The sequence below is a fragment of the Streptomyces sp. NBC_00090 genome, from assembly GCF_045160815.1.
In the GTDB taxonomy this organism is placed as follows: domain Bacteria; phylum Actinomycetota; class Actinomycetes; order Streptomycetales; family Streptomycetaceae; genus Streptomyces.
Genome location: NZ_CP108224.1, coordinates 8,368,128 through 8,387,616 on the forward strand (window position 1 = coordinate 8,368,128; position 19,489 = coordinate 8,387,616).

The 19,489-nt window shown below is 71.9% G+C and carries 16 protein-coding genes and 1 pseudogene; 9 read left to right on the top strand and 8 right to left on the bottom strand.

What is annotated here, in order from left to right; genetic code table 11:
* The first annotated feature begins 243 nt into the window (after positions 1-243).
* Positions 244-825, top strand: a complete 582-nt coding sequence (locus OG361_RS37165) for a snapalysin family zinc-dependent metalloprotease (protein ID WP_405860752.1) — start codon at positions 244-246, stop codon at positions 823-825.
* 113 nt (positions 826-938) lie between these two features.
* On the opposite strand, the gene OG361_RS37170 is transcribed toward OG361_RS37165, so the two are convergent.
* Positions 939-1,994 (bottom strand): GlxA family transcriptional regulator, encoded by a 1,056-nt coding sequence (locus OG361_RS37170; RefSeq protein ID WP_405860754.1) that lies wholly within the window; start codon positions 1,992-1,994, stop codon positions 939-941.
* A 126-nt stretch (positions 1,995-2,120) separates the two neighbouring features.
* On the opposite strand from OG361_RS37170, the gene OG361_RS37175 reads away from it, so the two are divergent.
* Together OG361_RS37175 and OG361_RS37180 are read left to right on the top strand one after the other, a co-directional pair.
* On the top strand, positions 2,121-3,044 hold the full coding sequence (locus OG361_RS37175; protein ID WP_405860756.1) for an NADP-dependent oxidoreductase: 924 nt from the start codon (positions 2,121-2,123) through the stop codon (positions 3,042-3,044).
* Between the two features lie 180 nt (positions 3,045-3,224).
* Positions 3,225-3,992 carry an SDR family NAD(P)-dependent oxidoreductase gene (locus OG361_RS37180; RefSeq protein ID WP_405860758.1) on the top strand — a complete coding sequence of 256 codons (768 nt, stop codon included), beginning with the start codon at positions 3,225-3,227 and terminating at the stop codon, positions 3,990-3,992.
* Between the two features lie 76 nt (positions 3,993-4,068).
* Here the strand turns inward: OG361_RS37180 and OG361_RS37185 are convergent, their stop codons facing one another.
* The gene (locus OG361_RS37185; protein ID WP_384577030.1) at positions 4,069-4,419 is read right to left on the bottom strand and encodes a DUF3040 domain-containing protein; all 351 of its coding nucleotides are present in this window, start codon (positions 4,417-4,419) and stop codon (positions 4,069-4,071) included.
* Between the two features lie 334 nt (positions 4,420-4,753).
* Here OG361_RS37185 and OG361_RS37190 point away from each other — a divergent pair, with 334 nt between their 5' ends.
* The 3 genes from OG361_RS37190 to OG361_RS37200 are packed head-to-tail and all read left to right on the top strand — an operon-like array spanning position 4,754 to position 6,169.
* The gene (locus OG361_RS37190; protein ID WP_405860760.1) at positions 4,754-5,203 is read left to right on the top strand and encodes a DUF3995 domain-containing protein; all 450 of its coding nucleotides are present in this window, start codon (positions 4,754-4,756) and stop codon (positions 5,201-5,203) included.
* Positions 5,190-5,726, top strand: coding sequence for an RNA polymerase sigma factor (locus OG361_RS37195; RefSeq protein ID WP_384577024.1), 537 nt, complete (start codon positions 5,190-5,192; stop codon positions 5,724-5,726). The genes OG361_RS37190 and OG361_RS37195 overlap by 14 nt, the downstream gene beginning before the upstream one ends.
* Positions 5,723-6,169: a hypothetical protein gene (locus OG361_RS37200; protein ID WP_405860762.1), complete on the top strand. Its 447-nt coding sequence runs from the start codon at positions 5,723-5,725 to the stop codon at positions 6,167-6,169. Before OG361_RS37195 ends, OG361_RS37200 begins: the two co-directional genes overlap by 4 nt.
* 112 nt (positions 6,170-6,281) lie before the next feature.
* On the opposite strand, the gene OG361_RS37205 is transcribed toward OG361_RS37200, so the two are convergent.
* Positions 6,282-7,217 (bottom strand): LysR family transcriptional regulator, encoded by a 936-nt coding sequence (locus OG361_RS37205; RefSeq protein ID WP_405860764.1) that lies wholly within the window; start codon positions 7,215-7,217, stop codon positions 6,282-6,284.
* A gap of 145 nt (positions 7,218-7,362) precedes the next feature.
* Here OG361_RS37205 and OG361_RS37210 point away from each other — a divergent pair, with 145 nt between their 5' ends.
* Together OG361_RS37210 and OG361_RS37215 are read left to right on the top strand one after the other, a co-directional pair.
* Entirely contained in the window at positions 7,363-8,643 is a 1,281-nt protein-coding gene (locus OG361_RS37210; RefSeq protein ID WP_405860766.1) for an MFS transporter, read from the top strand.
* Positions 8,644-8,805: 162 nt separating this feature from the next.
* Positions 8,806-9,588: a CPBP family intramembrane glutamic endopeptidase gene (locus OG361_RS37215; protein WP_405860768.1), complete on the top strand. Its 783-nt coding sequence runs from the start codon at positions 8,806-8,808 to the stop codon at positions 9,586-9,588.
* A gap of 35 nt (positions 9,589-9,623) precedes the next feature.
* On the opposite strand, the gene OG361_RS37220 is transcribed toward OG361_RS37215, so the two are convergent.
* Together OG361_RS37220 and OG361_RS37225 are read right to left on the bottom strand one after the other, a co-directional pair.
* Positions 9,624-11,279: an alpha/beta hydrolase gene (locus OG361_RS37220; protein WP_405860770.1), complete on the bottom strand. Its 1,656-nt coding sequence runs from the start codon at positions 11,277-11,279 to the stop codon at positions 9,624-9,626.
* A gap of 204 nt (positions 11,280-11,483) precedes the next feature.
* A complete protein-coding gene (locus tag OG361_RS37225) occupies positions 11,484-12,779 on the bottom strand; it encodes a DUF2254 domain-containing protein (protein ID WP_405860772.1) in 1,296 nt (431 codons plus the stop codon).
* A gap of 311 nt (positions 12,780-13,090) precedes the next feature.
* On the opposite strand from OG361_RS37225, the pseudogene OG361_RS37230 reads away from it, so the two are divergent.
* Positions 13,091-14,947, top strand: a pseudogene (locus OG361_RS37230) (glycoside hydrolase family 15 protein); the annotation flags it as partial.
* A gap of 27 nt (positions 14,948-14,974) precedes the next feature.
* On the opposite strand, the gene OG361_RS37235 reads toward OG361_RS37230, so the two are convergent.
* From OG361_RS37235 to OG361_RS37245, 3 genes are all read right to left on the bottom strand, one after another.
* The gene (locus tag OG361_RS37235; protein ID WP_405860774.1) at positions 14,975-16,750 is read right to left on the bottom strand and encodes a cation:proton antiporter; all 1,776 of its coding nucleotides are present in this window, start codon (positions 16,748-16,750) and stop codon (positions 14,975-14,977) included.
* A gap of 60 nt (positions 16,751-16,810) precedes the next feature.
* Complete coding sequence (locus OG361_RS37240; RefSeq protein WP_405860776.1) at positions 16,811-17,650, bottom strand: SDR family oxidoreductase; 840 nt, start codon at positions 17,648-17,650, stop codon at positions 16,811-16,813.
* Positions 17,651-17,968: 318 nt separating this feature from the next.
* Positions 17,969-19,453, bottom strand: a complete 1,485-nt coding sequence (locus tag OG361_RS37245; RefSeq protein ID WP_405860778.1) for a gluconokinase, GntK/IdnK-type — start codon at positions 19,451-19,453, stop codon at positions 17,969-17,971.
* Between the last annotated feature and the right edge of the window lie 36 nt (positions 19,454-19,489).

Below are 19,489 nucleotides of genomic sequence, written 5' to 3' on the forward strand. Positions count from 1 at the left end.
GAGCTTCCGCTGAGTACCTCGCCGTGAACGGCATGCGGTCCGTCAACTCGTCAGTCCTGTAGGAGGGTTGTCGAACCAGGGGTCATGACGGGTGCATGACATACAGGGTCGTGGGGGTATGACGTCGGAAGCCCCGGAAGGTCGGCAGTCCGACCATCCCGGTCGTCGACCGGGTGCCGGCGCCGCTCTTCCCGCACTCTCGGTTCCGCCGGGTTCCGAGCCCCCACGAGTGAAGGAGCAGCAATGCCGCTCAGTACATGGCTGAAGGCAGGCGTGACGGCCGCGGCGGCCGTCCTCGCCACGACCACCGCGGCGACCGCCGCGCCCACGTCGGAGTCGTCGGCGCCGAGCCCGTCCGCGGTGGTGACACTTCGTTACGACGACAGCCGGGCCGGCGGTTGGGAGGCCGCGATCGCGGCCGGAGTCGCCTCGTGGAACGCGAGCGTCGACAACGTCGAGCTGGTCGAGGCCGCGCCGGGCACCCGAGCCGAAATCGTCATCGTGGCCACCACAGGCTGGCCCCAGGCCACCCTCGGCCCCGTCCGTCCGGGAGGCAGGCAGGTACGCGTCGAACTCGGGAGTCAGGCGGTGGCCCAGGGGTACGACAAGACCCGCATAGCCGCCCACGAACTCGGCCACAGCCTGGGTCTCCCCGACACCAAGCCGGGCCCGTGCACACAACTGATGTCGGGTTCGAGCGCCGGTACGGCATGCGTGAACGCGGTCCCGAACGCGACCGAGCGGGCCCGGGTGGAGTCCGCCTACGCCAACGGCGCCGCAGCGAGCATTCCCGCCGACGGACGGATCCTGGTGGACATCCCCTGACCGAGCCCCCCGGCCACGGGACTCCCGTGGCCGGGGGCGCCGGGCTCGGGCGCCCAGGCACGACGAGGCGCCGGAACTCCTGCTTCCCGGCTGACCGTTCCCGCCGCCCGCGCTCACGCGCGCCGTTCCGCCTCCTTCGCGGGTCCCGGCGGTGCGACGGTGCCGAAGGCGCGGCGGTAGGCGGCGGGCGAGGTACCGAAGGCCGTACGCATGTGTGCGCGCAGGGAGTTGCCGGAGCCGAGGCCGGCACGGTGGGCGACGAGGTCGATGGGGAGTTCGGTCGTCTCCAGCAGCTGCTTGGCCAGTTCGAGACGCTGTGCCGTGAGCCACTGCACGGGGGTCATGCCGACCTCGTCGCGGAACCGGCGGGTGAAGGACCGCAGGCTCATCCGGGCGTGCTCGGCGAGCCGGGCGAGGGTGAGCGGTTCCGCGAGGTGCTCCAAGGCCCAGGCGCGGGTCGCGGTGGTGCTGGCCAGGGTGGGCTCCGGGACGGGCCGGTCGATGAACTGAGCCTGCCCGCCGTCCCGCCACGGAGGTACGACGCACATACGAGCGGCGCGGTTCGCGGCCGCGGCACCGTGGTCGCGGCGGATCATGTGCAGGCACAGGTCGATACCCGCGGCCACGCCCGCGGAGGTCAGCACATCGCCGTCGTCCACGAAGAGCACGTCCTCGTCGACCTTGACCTGGGGGTAGGCCCTGCGGAACTCCGGGGTCAGGTTCCAGTGGGTGGTGGCCGGCCGGCCGTCGAGAAGGCCGGCGGCGGCGAGCACGTAGGAGCCGGTGCAGATGGACACCAGACGGGTGCCGGGCCGGATGCCGGCGATGGCCGCGGCGACCTCCGGTGGCAGCGGGCCGCCGTGGCCCAGCTCGGGCATGGCGTGCGTGGGCGGGAGGACCACGGTGTCCGCGGCGGCGAGGGCCTCGGGACCGGCCGCGGGCTGCACGGTGAAACCGGCGTCGCTGAGCACCGGGGCGCCGTCGGCCGTACAGATCGTGACCTCGTACAGGGGGCGGCCCTCGGCGTCCTCGACGCTGCCGAAGACCCGGGAGGGGATGCCGAGCTCGAACGGAGGCACCCCGGGCAGCGCGAGCACGGCGATCCGGTGCGGTGTCGCCCGCGTCTCTTCCCGCTCGTTCCGCGTCATTCCGGTCGCAGTTTCGCTCATGGCCAGATCCTGACACATGCTGGCCGGACGGCCAACACCGCGCGAGACCGGAGTACCGGATCGTGGACTCGTCGCCGCCGGAACGGTTCCGGTGGCGCGGATCGAGACGGAAACGAGGCGGACAGCATGCGTGCGGTGGTCGTGGAGCAGTGGGGCGGACCCGAGAACCTGGTCGAGCGTGACGTGGAGCGCCCGGAGCCCGGCCTCAACGAGGTGCTGGTGCGGGTCCACGCGGCCGGAGTGAACCCCGTCGACTGGAAGACCCGCGCCGGCGGGGCCCTCATCGAGTGGGGCGCCGTCCCGGCCGTCGGCTGGGACGTGTCCGGCACGGTGGAGGCCGTGGGCCCCGGCGTGGGGATCTTCCGCCCCGGCGACGAGGTCTTCGGCATGCCGCTGTTCCCCCGGCAGGCGGGCGGTTACGCCGAGTACGTGGTGGCCCCGGCCCGGCACCTCGCTCCCAAGCCCGCCTCCCTGACCCACGTGGAGGCCGCGGCGCTGCCGCTGGCCGCGCTCACCGCCTGGCAGGCCCTCGTCGACGCCGCCGACGTCCGCCCCGGGGAGCGGGTGCTGGTGCACGCCGCGGCCGGAGGGGTGGGGCACTTCGCCGTGCAGATCGCCAAGGCGCGGGGGGCGTACGTCATCGGTACGGCGAGTGCCGCCAAGCACGACCTGGTGCGGGAGCTGGGTGCGGACGAGGTCGTCGACTACCGCGAGGCCCGTTTCGAGGACGTCGTCTCCGGAGTGGACGTCGTGCTGGACGCGCTCGGAGGGGAGACGGCCGAGCGCTCCCTGAAGGTGCTCCGTGACGGTGGCAGGCTGATCACCCTGCCGGGCCCGGACGACGTCCCCGCCGCCCCGGACGGTGTGCGGGCGGCCTGGGTCCTGGTCGAACCCGACCACCTGGGACTGCGTGAGATCGCGGCCCTGGTGGAGGCCGGGAAGCTGAGGCCGGTGGTCGACGTCGTCCTGCCGCTCGCCGAGGCGGCGAAGGCCCATGCGATCGGCGAACAGGGCCGCACCACGGGCAAGATCGTCCTGACGGTCGCCTGACCAGCGGTTCGCGGCACCGGCATCGCCCGGCATCGGGGTCCTCGGCATCGCGGGCCCGGTGCCACGAGCCCCGGCATCGCGGGCCCGGTCCTCCGGGTGCGCCCATGGAGCCGGGCCCTCAGGGAAGAAGCGGCCTGTGCAGAATGCCTGACGGTACGTACCCAACCGGAAGGCACCCTCATGAACCTGCCCGCATCAGGCCGTCGCGTCCTCGTCAGCGGTGCCTCCCGTGGTCTCGGCCGGGCGGTCGCCCAGGCGTTCGCGGCAAACGGCGACCGGGTCGCCGTCCACTTCGCCTCGCGCGCAGAGGAGGCCCGCGCGACCCTGGACTCCCTCGACGGCACGGGTCACACCCTGGTCGGAGGCGACCTCGCGGACCCGGAGGGGGCCGTGGCCGTGGTCGACGCGGCGGCCGAGGCGATCGGCGGGATCGACGTACTGGTCAACAACGCCGCTGTGAACCTCCGCCACCCCCTCGCCGAGACCTCGTACGAGGAGTGGGTGACGGTCTGGCAGCGCCACGTGTCCGTGAACCTGCTCGCCACCGCGAACCTGAGCCATCTCGCGGCTCGGCGGATGATCGACCAGGGTTCGGGCGGCCGGATCGTCAACATCGGCTCCCGGGGCGCCTTCCGCGGTGAACCCGACCACCCGGCATACGCCGCGACCAAGGCGGCCGTCCACGCGCTCGGTCAGTCGCTCGCGGTCTCCCTCGCCCCCCACCGGATCGCCGTCGCTTCGGTGGCGCCCGGCTTCTTCGCCACGGAGCGGGTCTCGCCCCGCCTGGAGGGCCCCGAGGGCGCCGCGATCCGTTCCCAGAGCCCCTTCGGCCGGGTGGCCGACCCCGCCGAGATCGCGGAGGCGGTCCTGTGGTTCGCCTCTCCTGCCGCGGAGTGGTCGTCCGGCGCGATCCTCGACCTCAACGGAGCCTCGTACCTACGGAGCTGACCCTTGCACGGCCGAGCGCTGACGGGGCCGAGCGCTGACCGGGCCGGGGCGCCGACCGGCGGGCTGCGGTGCCGGACTACGGCAGCGCGCGGTCGTCGTACGCCGAGAGGGGCGAGAGCGCGGCGGGACCTCCGTCCACTCCCTCCGGAGGCGTGGAACGGCTGCCCAGCATGACCGTGAGGATCAGCGCGAGCAAGGCGATGACGGCCAGCACCGCCGCCGTCACTACGCGGCGATGGCGCCCCCTGGCCCGGCTGTCGGCCGGCACGTCGGCCTCGGCGGGCACGCCGGGCGCGTGGGGCAACCGCTTGTCCAGCGGGAACTGCTGGTTCAGCGAATCCATCCTGCTGGCGAGGGAGGGGTCGTCGTGAGTGAGACGACGCTCGATCGCGTCGAGAATCCGCTGGTCATCGGTGGAGTAGCTCATATTGACCGCCCTGGCGGCGAAGACGGCGACGGACGCGCGGCTCGTGCGTCCCTGCTCCTCTCAGTCTGCCCGCCCGGCCCCGTGATCACAGCCCGGGTCCGGGCCGGCCCAGGAGACGGCCGTGTACGCCCTGCCCTCGGCGGACTCGTACGACTGCCGGCCGGCCGGCCCCGCCACCGGACAGGGCAGGTTCCGCTCGGCGCTTCCACCGGAGGGACCCGGGGTCAACCGAGCGCGGCGGTAGTGTGAGGCGGGTCACAGGGAACCTTTGGGCGGTTCAGCTCCTCCTTCGGGTGTCGGCGCCCGATGCCGGCCTCGACTCGGAGGGGGACCCATGGCGGTCATCGACATCCAGCGGCCTCGCACGGCCACGGCCACGGTCAACGGCGCGCGAGCCGTCTCGGCGCTGCTCGCCGTCCTCGCGCTGGTGCACGTCTACTGGGCCACCGGCCTGACGTGGCCGGCATCCGACGAGCGGGGGCTCTCGCTCGCGGTCCTCGGCAGTGCCGTCTCCTTCGGGCCGCAGGTCGTGCTGCCGCTCGCCGCGCTGGAGGGACTCGCCGCCCTGGCCGTGTTCGCCCGGGCGCGCCGTCGCGGCGGCAGGACGGCACGCCTGGTCACGGCTGCGGTCGCCGCCGGGATGTTGCTGCGGGCGGCGATCGGACTGGTGTGGATCGTGATCGGCCGTGACGGGTCCGGGGCGGCGTTTCCGTGGCTGAACGCGCTTCTGTACACGCCCCTTTGCCTGGTGTTCGGATGGGCGGCGCTGCGTGCCGCCCGCTGAGCCCGCCGACAGGAGCGCCGACCGGCGTGCCGACCAGGGCGTCGCGCTCGCCCGGGCCGCCCGGCGGGGCGACACGCTGGCCCTGCACGACCTGCTCGACCACCTCACCCCGTACATCGCCCGGATCTGCCGTTCGATCGCGCTGGACGACGGCCCGGACGCCACCCAGGAGGCGCTGGTGGCCGTGTTCACCTCGCTCAGGTCGCTGCGGGACCCCGAGGCGCTGTACGGGTGGGTGCGAGGCATCTCCGTACGCGAGGCGGTACGGGTCGCCAAGCGGGCGGCCCGGGCGCGGCCGGCCGAGCTGGCCGACGTACCGGAGCGGGGTGATCCGCAGCTGGCCGCCGACATCGACGACGTGCTCTCGCGGCTGTCCCCGCAGCATCGCGCCGTCCTCGTGCTGCGCGATGTCGAAGGGATGGACGAAGCGTCCGTGGCGGCCGTGCTCGGCGTTCCGGCCGGTACCGCGAAGTCGCGGCTGCACCGGGCCCGGCAGAGTTTCCGAAAGGCGTGGAACGGATGACACCGAGCAATGTGGGGCGGCTGCGCGTCATGGGGGCCGCGATCCGCGGGGCGCACATCGTCGAACGGGTGCTGCCCGCCGACTTCGACGAGGTGTGGGGCGTGATGGGGGATCTCGAAGGGGGCTTCGGGGACTTCCAGCCCGACATGCGGTCCGTACGGGTCCTCCGTGTCGACGGCGACCGCGTCGAGGCCCTGGCCCGCAGCCGGTACGGCCTGCGCGCCCACTTCCACGGTGTCCTGCGCCCCGGCTGGGGCTGGCTGCAGAGCCGGTTCCTGATCGTCGGGATGGCGGCCGACGCGACGGGCGACGGCCGGACGAGGGTCGCGCTCACGGGTGGCGTACGGGTGCCAGGGTGCGCCGCCCTCGTGCCGATCGGGGCGCGCGGGGAGCTGGAACGGGCCATGGCACGGCTCGGGGAGCACGTGTCCCAGGTTCGATGAGCTCGTGCTCGGCGACGAGGAGCGGTTCGTTCCGTCGCCGGCGGAGAGGTCGATCGCAGGTGCCCGCGTCGCCGTGGGCGTCACCGGGAACGCCTCGACGCCGCGGCCGCGTTCAGCGCGGGATCACCCAGTCCGGTGCCCAGGTCCCGGGGGCGTCGTGGCCGGCCGCCGCGGCGGCGAGGTGGGCACGGAGCGTGGCCAGCGCCGGGTGGCGGTTGTCGCGGTGCCAGAGGAGCGAGTGCGGGTAGACGGGTGTCGGGTCGGTCACCGGGATGCGGCGCAGGCCGTGGTCGGCGGGCCAGACGAGGCGGGTCTGCCCGCCCATGAACGTGGCCAGGGCCGGGGTGTCGGCGACCGTGTCGAGGAGCGCGTCGGAGCCGAAGTTGGGGCCGGTCGCCTCGATGGTGAGGCCGAACTCGGCGATGAGGTCGTCGTAATAGGCCGCCCACTCCGTACCGGGGACGATGCCGGGCATCCAGATCCGGTGCCCGGCGAGCTGGGCGAGGGACACCGACCGGGCACCCGCCAGCGCGTGGGCGGGGCCGGTGAGGAGCTGGAGCGGCTCGTCGAGCACCCGGACGCACTCGACGTCCTCGGGAAGGGCCCGGCCGGGCGCGGCGACGGCGCGGAAGGACGCGTCGATCGCACCGGACCGGATGGCGTCGACGGCCGTCTCGATGTCGAACAGCATCAGTACGTCGAGCTCGATGTCGGGGTGCGCGCGGTGGAATCCGCGCATCAGGCCCGACGCCGCGCTGCGTGAGGTGAGCACGTCGACGCGCAGGGGACGGCGGCCGGCACGCACGGACGCGACCGCGCGTTCGGCGACGCGCAGCAGCTCGCGTGCGTGGGGCAGGAACGCCTGCCCGTCGATGGTGAGCGCGGCACCGCGCGCGGTGCGGGTGAACAGCCGTACGCCGAGGTCGCGCTCCAGCGCGGCGATGCGCTTGGAGACGGCCTGCTGGGTGACCGCCAGCTCGGCGGCGGCCTCCTGGAACTGCCCCGCGTCGGCGGCGGCGACGAAGGTCCGGACGGTGTCGAGGTCCATGCCGGCACCCTACTCGTACAACTGTTGGTTGTGGCTGAGTGGCCCTGCGGTTGTTTGACCCCTGGTACGGCGCTCGCTTTGATGCTTCCGATCGCGGATCGGTTGTGCGAGTGAGTGGCGAGTGGTGTGGTGAGGGGCGGCGGGCATGGGCAGCGAGCACCGGCTCAAGCATGCGCTCGGGCACCTGCTCGGACCTCGGCTCGGGCGGCGGTTCGAGTGGCTCTGGGGAGCGTACGGGACCAGCGCGCTCGGCACCTGGCTCGCCTTCGGCGCGTTCCCGCTGATCGCCGTTCAGGTGCTGCACGCCGGACCGGCCGAGGTCGCCGCCCTCGCCTCGGTGGGGGCCGCGGTGGGCGCGGTCGTGGCCGTGCCGCTCGGCCCGTGGATGGAGTTCCGCCGCAAGCGGCCGGTGCTGATCACGATGGACCTGGTGCGGTTCGCGGCGCTGCTGACGATCCCCGCCGCGTTCGCGCTCGACCTGCTCACCTTCCTTCAGCTCCTGCTGGTCTCGGTGGTCGTCGCGGCGGCCGACATCACCTTTCGCGCCGCCTCCGGCGCGTACCTGAAGACGCTGCTGCCCGCCGAGGACCTGCTCGCCGCCAACGCCCGGTTCGAGTCCACGGCCTGGACGGCCACGATCGTCGGACCGCCGCTGGGCGGCGCCGCGGTCGGGCTCCTCGGCCCGGTGGCGACGGTGGCCGCCGACGCGGTCAGCTACCTGCTCTCCGCCCTGGGCATTCGCGCGGCAGGCGGGCCCGAGCCGCGGCCCGAGCGCCGGGAGGCCGCGCGGATGCGGGCCGGGGACCTGCTCGACGGTTGGCGGTACGTCCTCGCCGACGCGACGCTGCGTCCGCTCTTCTTCAACACCGCCGTGTTCAACGGCCTGGTGATGGCCGCCACTCCGCTGCTGGCCGTCCTGATGCTCGGCCGACTCGGGTTCGCGCCATGGCAGTACGGCCTCGCCTTCGCCGTGCCCTCGATCGGCGGCCTGCTCGGTTCGCGGCTGGCCCGGCCGCTCGTCACCCGGTTCGGGCAGCACCGGGTCCTGGTCGTGGCCGGGACGCTGCGCGCGATCTGGCCCGTCGGCCTGGCCTTCGTCGGACCGGGCGCCGGAGGGCTGCTGCTGGTGATGGGCGTCGAGTTCGGGCTCATCCTCTGCTGCGGGGTCTTCAACCCCGTCCACGCCACCTACCGCCTCCAGCGCACCGCGACCGACCGGGTCGCCCGCACGCTGTCCGCCTGGGCGGTGACGACCAAGGCCTCGACCGCACTCCTGACAGCGGTCTGGGGCGTACTGGGCGGTGTGCTCGGCCCGCGCACGGCCATCGGCCTGGCCGGCGCGCTCCTGCTGGCCACCCCGCTGCTGCTCCCCGGCCGCGCGGCGGCGCATCCGTCCGGGCCGAAGCCGGCACCGAGCCGCACCTGACCGGCTACCGCGATGACCACCGCTCCGGCTACCTCGCGCAACAGGGCCGCCTCCCGGTCGAGGTGGCACAGGCGCCACCAGGCAACGCTCGCATGGTGAGGGGTAGCGTGGGGGGCCAGGGGAGGGTGAGACGAACCGTCGTCGAACCGAAGGACGGACCTCGTGCCCTTCCCCGACCCCGATGATGCCGAGCGGCACGAGGTGCGAGGGCGCCGCACCCTGGGCGACACGCTGTGGAGCCGGTGCAGAGGGCCGATCGGCACCTGGCCGGCCGTGGGACTCACGGTGGCCGTCCTCATCGCCACCAACCTGGTCATGCACCGCTGGAGCGGCCTCGCCAACCTGGTGACGGCGGTCGTGGTCAGCGCGCTGCTCCTCGGTGTGCTCCGCTGGGCCGGCGGTACCTGGGAGGACGCGGGCCTCGGGTCCGGCACCCTGGCCCGCGGTGCCCGTTGGGCGCTGGCCCTGATCGGTCTGGTCGCCGTCGTCTACCTGGTCGGGGCTCTGCTGCCGGCCACTCGCACGCTGTTCGAGGACCGGCGGTACGACGGGATGGACGCGAGCGAGCTGATGACGCGCGTCTTCGTGCAGGTCCCGGTCGGCACCGTCCTGGTGGAGGAGATCGCCTTCCGCGGTGTGCTCTACGGTCTGGTGTGCCGCGCCCGCGGGGTGGTCTGGGCGACGACCGTGTCGAGCGTGCTGTTCGGCCTGTGGCACGTGCTGCCGTCACTGCACCTGTCGACGGCGAAACCCGCTCTGACGACGGTCTTCGGTGATTCCGCGTTCAGTGCCGCGCTGGCTGTCGTGGGGGCCGTCCTGTTCACGGCGTCGGCGGGCGTGCTGTTCTGCGAACTGCGTCGCCGCAGCGGCAGTCTGCTGGCGCCCATGGGCCTGCACTGGGCCGTCAACGCGCTCGGATACGTGGCCGGGTTCCTGCTGCGCTGACCGCACGGCACCGAGGACCCGGGGCCGTCGGGCGCTCAGCCCTTCGGCTGGATGATGTCCCGCAGCCCGTCGAGGTCCTGCGCCGTGAATCCGGTCGGCCGCATGACGGCGTTCCAGCCGTCGACGTACGCGGCCTTGTACGTGTGGCCGTGGCCGTCCGGCACGCCCGTGGAGAACGGAAGGTCGGCGGTGACCTGCCAGAAGGTCACGAAGGGAATCCAGAACATTCCCTCGAGCACGTCTCCGCCGGGCGCCTCACCGATCCAGTCCGGTTCGGACAGGGCCAGCTGGGGGCTCCACCAGACGATCGGATCGGAAGGGTGCATGAGGTAGAGCACCCTCGTGCCGTCCCACGGCCGGTCCGCCGGAGGCATCCCGGTGGCCGGGTCGTCGGTGAACCTGACGGTCCGCCCCTCCTTGAAGACGGGCTCGATCTCGGGACTTCCCGGGTCGCGCTGGTCGCTGAACTCGCGGAACAGGGTGTTGAAGTTGGGCGGGCCGGCGAACAGGGTGCCGGCGGTGCGGTTGCGCAGGTCGTACTCCCCGCTGAAGGCCGTCTCACCACCGAAGGACCCCAGGCTCTCACCGGCCACGAACAGCCGCGGACGCTTGTCCTGCGGCAGCTTGGACCAGACGTCGTAGACCGCGTCGAAGAGGTCGCGTCCGGCAGCGCGGGCCTTGGACTGATCGACGAGGTACGACAGCCACGACGGCAGGTACGAGTACTGCATCGCCACGGTCGCGGAGTCACCGTTTCCGAGGTACTCGAACGAGTCCACGGCGGCGGGATCGACCCAGCCGCTTCCCGTGGTGGTCATCACCAGGAGGTTCTCGCGCTCGAAGCCGCCGGCCCGTTCGAGATCCGCGACGGCTCGCAGCGCCCGGGCCTCCGTGTCGTCGGCGGTGGTCAGCCCGGCGTACGCCCGGACGGGCTCCTGCGCCGGGCGGTGGGTGAACGCGCCGATGTCCCCTGCCGACGGTCCGCTTCCGGTGAAGGCCCTGCCCTGCCTGCCGAGCGAGTCCCACGGCACCAGGGAGCCGGGCCCGCCCGAGCGCAGGGTGGAGGTGGGCTGGTGCACACCCTCCGGCGTCTCCGTGTCACGTACCGAGAACGCCTCGTTGGCCGCGTTCACGAAGCCGCCCAGCAGGACCCCGCTGACCACGGACCACGCCAGACCCGCCACCACGACCCAGCCGACCACCCGCGCCGCCCGCGGGCCGATCCAGCGCCCGAGCAGCCGGGCGGCCCAGTGGTACAGGCGCCGAAGCCCCCGCCCGGCCATCAGCAGGAGGTAGAAGACGACGAAGGCGATGACCGGACAGGCGACGGTGGCGAGGGCGTTGTAGTCGGTGACCTCCATGAGTACGCGGATCCGGTGCTGCCAGTACTGCCCGAGCCCGAACGCGAGCCCGAACAGCACGATCGCGCAGCCGAGCAGGACCAGCCACGACCTGCGCGAGGGGCTCCGCGCGTCCCGGTCTGCGAAAGCGCGCCACACGAAGGCCGCGACCACGCCGAGCCCGTACCCGATCGCCGCGCTGATGCCGCAGATCAGCCCTTGGAGTACGCCTCCGCGGGGGAGGAGCGAGGGTGTGAAGGACAGGCACGCCAGGAGGAGCGCTCCCCAGCAGCCGGGCAGCGTGGCGTGGGGCAGCCGACGGCGCTTCCCGGACCCGGAGGACGGATCCACCGGGCCGTCGTCATCGGAGCCGTCGCGCTCACGCGAAGGCGGCCCCTCCGACGGAGACGACGGAGACGACGGAGACGACGTGGATGACGGAGACGACGGAGACGACGGGGACGTGGGCGGATCATGAGTCATGGCTGTCCTCCTGGGCCATCGTCCCAAGCTCCGGCCGGCCGTGCCATCCGGACCGGCGTCATGTCCGAGGGATCACGGCTCTCGACGCGGGAGACGCCCGCCGATGCCCTGGTGGTCGGCCTGCTGCGCGATGGCTCGGCGGGCCGGGTCGGTGAACTCCCGCTCGACCGACTCCCGCAACAGGGTGATCTCCGCGAGAACCGAGGGGTGCTGCGGCTCCGGCAGGGTTTCGAGCAGACCCTCCAGCATGGCGCGGAGCCTTCGGCAGATCTGCACGGACGAACCCCCGTAGTCACGGATCTCGCACACGGCGAGCTGGAGGTAGTTCTCCCAGTCCCGCCCCGGGAGCACGAGTCGGGCCCGACCGTCGCGATCGGCCAGAACGTAATGACCGGGGAGGCGCTCCTGGCCGACCGTGTGCAGGAACCACTCGATGTAGTTGATCACCTGCACGGCGGTCGTGGGGTCGTTCACCGCCGGGGAGAGGGCTCTGATCGCGATGTCGACGAGGATCCTCAGAGCGAAGGCGGGGTCCTGTTCGATCGTGCGCTCGGCCCCGAGGGCGACGAGACCGTTCACCCGTGCGGGGTCCGGTTCGGAGGTGCCCCCGTGGACTTCGACGAGCACGGTGCCGGGCGGTACGAAGTCCCCGATCAGCCGGGTCACGACGAAGACGCAGTCGTGGCGCGCCGCCTCCGCGACCAGCCCGGTGACATTGAACGCCTGGATGGCTCCGCCGCGTACGGTACGGATGCGCGTCACCGGATCACGGGAGGGTACGGCTGCGTCTCCGCGTGGCGCGGCGCTCCGGATCGCGGTGGCTCCGGTCGTGAAGACGGTCTCTCCCATGCGCGCGACCAGCTCGGCGATCGCCACCGGCCGGAGGCTGTGGGTGAACCGGTTGAGGTAGACGAGCAGGAGTACCAGGCTGACGGCCACCGCCGCACCGGCCAGGGTGACCCCGAGGTCGGGGACGGAGTCGGATTCGACGCTGCGCAGCAGGGAGAAGGCGAAGGCGAACGTTCCTGTGAAGGTCGCCAGCACCGCCTTCTGCAAGCGGTCCCGGTACCACAGACGCATGTAGCGGGGGGAGAGGGTGCCCGTGGCCTGTTGTACGACCAGGACGCCGATGGTGACGACGAATCCGAGCAACGCGACCATCGCTCCCACGATGGCGGCGAGTACGCCGCTCGCCGTCGCGGCGGAGTAGTGCCAGCCGCTCGGTGGTCGGTTCGTCTCGTCCGCGAGGAGGGCGAGCTCGGCCAGCAGAGTGCCGAGGACGAGACCGAGCATCGGCACGATCCACAGGCTCGCCATGACGTACTGCCGCAACCTGAACCTGCCCGCCCACGACGTCAGCCCACCCACGTCACGCCCCCTTCACCCGGAGGAATCCGGTGCTCATGAGGCTCACGAGAAGGCGTGCTCCCTCGGTCGATCCGCCGTCGTCCCACGGTAAGGCGATTCGGGGACCGGCGCAGCGGCGGAGCTCCCACCGGCCGTTCGACCTCCGCCGTCCGCCGGCCCGTGTGGCCTCCCGCCGCGGTGCGGCCTCCCACCGGCCGTGCGGACTCCCGTCAGGACGAGCCCTCGTCATCGGCCTAAGCTGACCGGGTGGTACCTGGTCCGCCTCGTCCGCTGCGTGACGGTGTCCGAGTGCGGTCGAGCGGCACCGGAAGGGGCTCACGATGGACGACTACCCCCTCATCGAGAACCACGGTCTGATCGGTGATCTGCAGACAGCGGCTCTCGTGTCCACCGATGCGACGATCGACTGGTTCTGCTGTCCGCGTTTCGACTCGCCCAGCCTGTTCGGCGCACTGCTCGACCGGCGGAAGGGCGGCCACTTCACCGTCAGGCCGGCAGCGGACAGCTACACCACCAGACAGCTCTACCATCCCGACACCGCTGTTCTGGTGACGCGTTTCATGACCGAGGCCGGGGCGGGCGAGGTCGTCGACTTCATGCCCGTGACCGGCACGACCGCGACGGACCGGCACCGCCTGGTCCGCATGCTGCGCTGTGTCCGGGGCAGCATGACCTTCGAGGGGGAGATCGCTCCGCGCTTCGACTACGGGCGTGCACCGCACGAGCTGCACATCTCGGAGCACGGGGCCCTGTTCACCTCGGCCGGAATGAACCTCGCCGTCCACGTCGTCCGTGAGCCGCAGGACGAGCGGCTGCTGAACATCCTCTCGGGCGACAAGGACCTGCGCTTCTCACTGACGCTGCGGGCGGGGCAGCAGCGGGGCCTGGTCATGGAGTCGTCCCCGGACGGGCCGCCGCACGTGGTGCGCGTGGCGGAGTTCGAGCAGCTCTTCGACGAGACGGTCCAGTTCTGGCGCTCCTGGCTTGGCCAGTCCACCTACTCCGGCCGATGGCGGGAGGCGGTGGAGCGCTCGGCCGTGACGCTGAAGCTCATGACGTACGCGCCGACCGGCGCCCTGGTCGCCGCGCCCACGGCGGGGCTGCCCGAGCAACTGGGCGGTGAGCGCAACTGGGACTACCGCTTCACCTGGATCCGGGACGCGTCCTTCTCCGTGTACGCCCTGCTGGGACTGGGTTTCAAGGAGGAGGCGTCCGCGTTCATCAGGTGGCTGCACGACCGGGTGAAGGAAGAGGCGGGCGAGGACAACGGCACCGGGCCGCTGAACATCATGTACCGCGTCGACGGATCCTCCGATCTGGTCGAGGAAACCCTGGAGCACTGGGAGGGGTACCGCGGCTCCGCGCCGGTCCGGATCGGCAACGGAGCGGCGAGCCAGCTTCAGCTGGACATCTACGGCGAGGCGCTCGACAGCATCTACTTCGCGCACCAGCACGGCATGCATCTCGACCACGGGGGCTGGAAGGCGCTGCACACCTTGCTCGACTGGCTGGTCGACCACTGGGACCAACCAGGGGAAGGGCTGTGGGAGACCCGCGGTGGCCGGAAGGACTTCACCTACGGCCGGGTGATGTCCTGGGTCGCCTTCGACCGTGCCCTGCGGATCGCCTACGACGACGGCCGTCCCGCGGCCGGCGGGCGTTGGGTGGAGGCGCGTGACGCGATCTACGCGCAGGTGCTCGATCGGGGGTGGGACCCGAAGAAGCAGGCCTTCGTGCAGCACTACGGCGACGACGTGCTCGACTCGTCGCTGTTGCGCATGCCGACGGTCGGCTTCATCACGCCCGACGATCCGATGTGGAGATCCACCCTGGACGCGATGGAGCGTGAACTGGTCAGCGACAGCCTCGTCTACCGCTACAACCCCGAGGCGTCACCCGACGGACTGCGCGGCTCCGAGGGAACCTTCTCCCTGTGCACGTTCATGTACGTCGACGCCCTGGCCCGGGCCGGTCGCACCGACATGGCCAGGCTGGTGCTGGAGAAGATGCTGACCTATGCCAACCACCTGGGCCTGTACTCCGAGGAGATCGGCCTGACGGGCCGGCAACTGGGCAACTTCCCGCAGGCCTTCACCCACCTCGCCCTGATCGACGCGGCGATCACCTTGGACGCGATGCTCCAGGGGAAGCGAAGCGGTCGAGCGTAGTCGCCTCCACCGCCGGGCGAGGGTCGGTCATCGCCCGGCGGTGAACGGGACGGGCCCGAGGAAGACGACGGTGTCGCCCTCCTGCGGGACGATCCGGTGATCCTCCGTGACCGGGTCCAGCCGGTGGTCCGCACGCACCACGAAGAGCGCGTCGTGCTTCGGCGGCAGCGGGGCGGAGGCGGGCCGCACCACGAACCGGGCACCCCGCGTGTAGCGCTCCGCGAGGACGTGGCGGACGAGGGAACGGCCGAAGAGGATGGCGCCGCCGGTGTACGGAGCGACCACTCCATGGCTGTCGTGAGGTGGCCCGACCCGGTAGACGGGCCCTTCGACGTTGTCCTGCATCACGATCGAGGCGAGCGCGTTGAAGTCGTCGTCGTCGGTCGCCAGGAACACGGCGGTCACGCCCTCCAGCCGCGCCCCGGGGTTGATGGCCGTGGCGAGCAGATCGCCCTTGGCCAGTTCGATCCCCGCCTCCCTGATCCGTTCCCGCTCCTCGTCGAGTCCCGCCCACATCAGCACGTCGAGGCCGGCGGACCGCAGGGCACTGCCCAGGTCGACCACCCATGGTTCGCCCCCCACCAGGAGTACGCGCGTGCCCGCCGATTTGACGACGCCAAGCCGTCGGGCCACCGGTGCCGCCGTCAGCGAGTACAACAGGACCGTTCCCACGATCACCAGGAACGTGACCGGAAGGATCTTCGCCGCCCCGCTCACCCCTCGGTCGACCAGGCCGGCGGAGAAGGCCGACGCCGTGGCCGCGGCGACGATGCCGCGTGGTGCCATCCACCCGACGAAGGCACGCTCCCCCCGGGAGAGATCCGTGTGCGCCGAAGCGGTGAAGGCCACGATCGGGCGCACCACCAGGACGAGGATCGCGATGAGGCCGAGCGCGGGAAGCAGCACCGGCACCAGGGACGCGGGCGTGACGGTGGACGAGATGGAGATGAACAGCAGCCCGATGACGAGCTGCACCAGGGTCTCGAAGAAGGGGCGCCGAGCGGGCATGTCGAAGCCGCGGAGGTTGGCGACGGCGAGTCCCGTGACGATCGCGGCGATGAGGCCCGTGTCGTCCCGCACGATGTCGCAGCCCGCCGATACGGCGATCACGGTGGCGAGTTGAGCCAGCGTGCCCAGGGTCTCGCCGAGCCTCAGGACGCGCAGGGTGAACCACAGGAGCGCGGTGCCCACGGCGCCGCCGACCAGCCCGACGGCCAGACTCAGGGCGAACTGGCCCAACTGGTATCCCCGGCCGATGTCGACCTGGTGCGACGAGGCGACGGCATGGAACGTGAGCGCGCCGAGGATGCCGCCGATCGGGTCGGTCAGCGTCCCTTCCCAGATCAGGATGCGTCGCACCTTGTCGCTGGGCCGTACGAAGTCGAGCAGCGGGCCCACGACGGTGGGCCCCGAGACGACGAGGATCATGCCGAGCATCGCGGCCACGCGCAGCGGCATGTCGAACATCGCCGGTGCCACCGTCCCGGTGACGAGGAAGGTGAGAACCACTCCGTACGCCAGCAGCCTGCCCACGATCCCGCGGGTGTGGTGGGCGAGCTTGCGCAGATCGAGGCCGAGGCCGGCGTCGTAGAGGATCACCGCGACGGACAGCGACACCATGGCCGAGAAGCCCGGCCCCAGCAGGTTCTCCGGGTGAACGACGTCCGTGATCGCACCGGCGGCGAACCCGGCGGGCAGCAGGATGATCAGGGCCGGGACGCGCAGTCTGCTCGCCAGGATCTGCGAGCCGGTGGCGAGCACCACCGTCAGGGCGAGTCCGAGGAGGATCTCGTCGTCGGTCACTGCGGCTTCCTCCGTCGGAGTCCGGGCGGCGCGAAGGGGATGCCCGGCGTGGGCACGGGGTCATCCGCCGGTGGCGAAGCCCGGGAAGAGAGTCATGCCACCGTCGACGTACAGGGTGGTCCCGACCACGTAGTCCATGAGGTCGGAAGCGAGGACGACCACGGCGTGGGCGATGTCCTCGGGGTCGCCGATCCGGTCGTACGGAATCAGTCGCAGCAGGTCCTTCTGAGCCTCGGGCGTCTCCCAGGCACTGCGGTTGATCGGTGTCCTGATCGCTCCCGGGGCGACCGCGTTCACCCGGATCTTCTCGGGTGCGAGCTCCTGGGCCAGGGTCTGCATCATCATCTGCACACCGCCCTTGGAGGACGCGTAGTTGACGTGCCCCGCCCAGGGGATGACCTGGTGCACCGAACTCATGCAGACGATCTTCCCGGCGGCGCGGGACACCTCGGGGACCACGCCCCGGCGCCGGAACTCCTTGGTCGCCTCCCGGGCGCACAGGAACTGACCGGTGAGATTGACGTCGAGGACCTTCTGCCACTCGGCGAGGGTCATCTCGGTGAACCGGGCGTCACGCTGCAGTCCCGCGTTGGCGACCAGGATGTCGATGGTCCCGAACTCCTGCACCATCCGGTCCATCATGGCCGTCACCTGGTCCTCCTGGGACACGTCGGCCTCGTACGCCGCCGCACGCACCCCGAACGAGGTGATCTCCTCGACCACGGCCTCGGCGGCCTCACGGCCCGTCACGTAGTTCACGACCACGTCGGCGCCGGCCCGGCCCAAGCCGAGGGCCGTGGCCTTGCCGATGCCCGAGTTGGCGCCGGTGACCAGAGCCTTCTGACCCTGGAGCAGTCGAGCCGGGATCACACTCTGCGGTGCTCCCACGGTGGAATCCATGACGTTGTGCCTCCTCGCCGCGCATGCGCGCTCCGCCCGGCGGGTGCCCGGCCGGGCGCGGAGGTCACGCAATCACCGGCGGCGGCCGTCGGCATGTCCCCGGCGCCTCCGTTGGGCCGTTGGGCCGAGCATGTTCGTCCGATCGGGCCAACGGCCCGCCCTCGGTCGCGGTCCAGCCGGGCCGGCATGCGATCGCCGACCCGCAGGCCATGGGCCATGACCGTCAAGGAGGGGTTGACCGCGCCGGTGCCCGGGACGAGGTTCGGTGCCGAAGCGCACGGTGCCCGCCTGGTGCGCCGTCGCACCGAGCGGGCGGAGTCACGTCTCTCCCCATGGGGCCAGGCCCCACCGGAGCACATGCGTGGTGCCGGGCTCCAGGACGGTCAGATCCGTGCCGCTGCGGAAGGCGTCCGGCGGACAGGACATCGGCTCCACGGCGAGACCGCGCCGCCGCCGTTCGGGCTCGGCCAGGGTGTCGCCCGTGTACAGCTGTACCCAGCGAGTGCCCTCGCCGAGCCGCAGGTCGACACCGCCCAGCCCGGACGGTCGGGACAGCCGCACGACGGCAACGCCGTCCGAGGCGCGGTCGAGCCCGGTGAAAGCGGTGTCCAGCCGCAGATCCCCGATGGGGCGGGCCGTGCGGAAGTCGTACGGGGTGCCGTCGACGGACTCCTGCCCGATCGGCAGTCCCCGCGCGTCGGTACGCAGCAGGTACCGCGCGGGAACGGTCAGGAGCGCGCTGTCGACAAGGTCGGTGCCGACCGTGAGGTAGGGGTGCTGCCCCACTCCGTAAGGGGCGGGCGCGGTGCCGGTGTTGGTGGCGTGGACAGTGGTCTCGAGCCCGTCGGGCCCGAGCCGGTACTCGGCGCGGACCTCCAGGAGGAAGGGATACCCGGGCTGAGGACAGAGCGTCGTGCCGATCAGCACCGCGTCATCGGTGCGGGCGAGCAGCTTCCACAAGGTCCAGCGGAGCAGCCCGTGGATCGCGTTGCCCTCCTCCGGTTCCGTCAGGGAGAGCCGCAGGTCGCTGCCGCCGAACCGGTAGCGTCCCCCGCCCACCCGGTTCGGCCACGGGATGAGCAGTTGCCCCCGCCCGCCCGTGACGGCGGATCCGGCGGAGAACCCGTCGAGCAGCGGTCGCCCGTCCACGGCGTACGCGCGCAGGGCGCCGCCCATCTGGACGACCACCGCACTCTGCCCACCGTAGGTCAACCGCCACTGTGCGCCCGTCGGACTGGGGGGCGCCAGGGGAGCGGAGGCCGCCCGGCGGCCCCCGGAATCCCGGCGCATGAGCGAGAGCACCGCCGTGACGACGTCCTCCGGCGGTTGATCGATCTCCACCACCAAGGGATGCTCGTCGGGCTCCGGCTCCTGGAGGTCGGCGAGCTGGCTGTCCAACAGGTCCGCCGGGAAGAAGTGACCGTGCCGTGCGGCCAGCCGGGAGCGAATCAGGTCACGGGACCCGTGCAGGTACACGAGAAGGACGCTGGGGCGCCCTGTCAGCAGCTTGTCCCGGTAGTCCCGCTTGAGCGCGGAACAGGTCACGACGGCCGACCGACCGGCTGCGATCTCCTGGTCCATCCACGCCCCGATGGCTTCCAGCCATGGCCCCCGATCGCTGTCCGTGAGGGCGTGACCGGCGGCCATCTTGCTGCGATTGGCCTCGGAGTGGAAGTCGTCCGCGTCCCGGTACGGCCGGCCGAGCCGTTTGGCGAGGCGACGTGCCACCGTCGTCTTGCCCGAGCCGGAGACGCCGACGACGAGCACCAGCTGCGGCTGTTCTGTCGCTGTTTCGTGTGCCACGGGTGGGGGTCCCGTACGTCAGGCGGTCATCGACCG

What these genes read in the sequence shown, in the direction of transcription:
- OG361_RS37170 (WP_405860754.1), bottom strand. Translation starts at nt 1,994, where the DNA reads ATGAGCGAAACTGCGACCGGAATGACGCGGAACGAGCGGGAAGAGACG.
- OG361_RS37210 (WP_405860766.1), top strand. Translation starts at nt 7,363, where the DNA reads ATGGGCAGCGAGCACCGGCTCAAGCATGCGCTCGGGCACCTGCTCGGA.
- OG361_RS37205 (WP_405860764.1), bottom strand. Translation starts at nt 7,217, where the DNA reads ATGGACCTCGACACCGTCCGGACCTTCGTCGCCGCCGCCGACGCGGGG.
- OG361_RS37190 (WP_405860760.1), top strand. Translation starts at nt 4,754, where the DNA reads ATGGCGGTCATCGACATCCAGCGGCCTCGCACGGCCACGGCCACGGTC.
- OG361_RS37180 (WP_405860758.1), top strand. Translation starts at nt 3,225, where the DNA reads ATGAACCTGCCCGCATCAGGCCGTCGCGTCCTCGTCAGCGGTGCCTCC.
- OG361_RS37165 (WP_405860752.1), top strand. Translation starts at nt 244, where the DNA reads ATGCCGCTCAGTACATGGCTGAAGGCAGGCGTGACGGCCGCGGCGGCC.
- OG361_RS37200 (WP_405860762.1), top strand. Translation starts at nt 5,723, where the DNA reads ATGACACCGAGCAATGTGGGGCGGCTGCGCGTCATGGGGGCCGCGATC.
- OG361_RS37185 (WP_384577030.1), bottom strand. Translation starts at nt 4,419, where the DNA reads ATGAGCTACTCCACCGATGACCAGCGGATTCTCGACGCGATCGAGCGT.
- OG361_RS37175 (WP_405860756.1), top strand. Translation starts at nt 2,121, where the DNA reads ATGCGTGCGGTGGTCGTGGAGCAGTGGGGCGGACCCGAGAACCTGGTC.
- OG361_RS37240 (WP_405860776.1), bottom strand. Translation starts at nt 17,650, where the DNA reads ATGGATTCCACCGTGGGAGCACCGCAGAGTGTGATCCCGGCTCGACTG.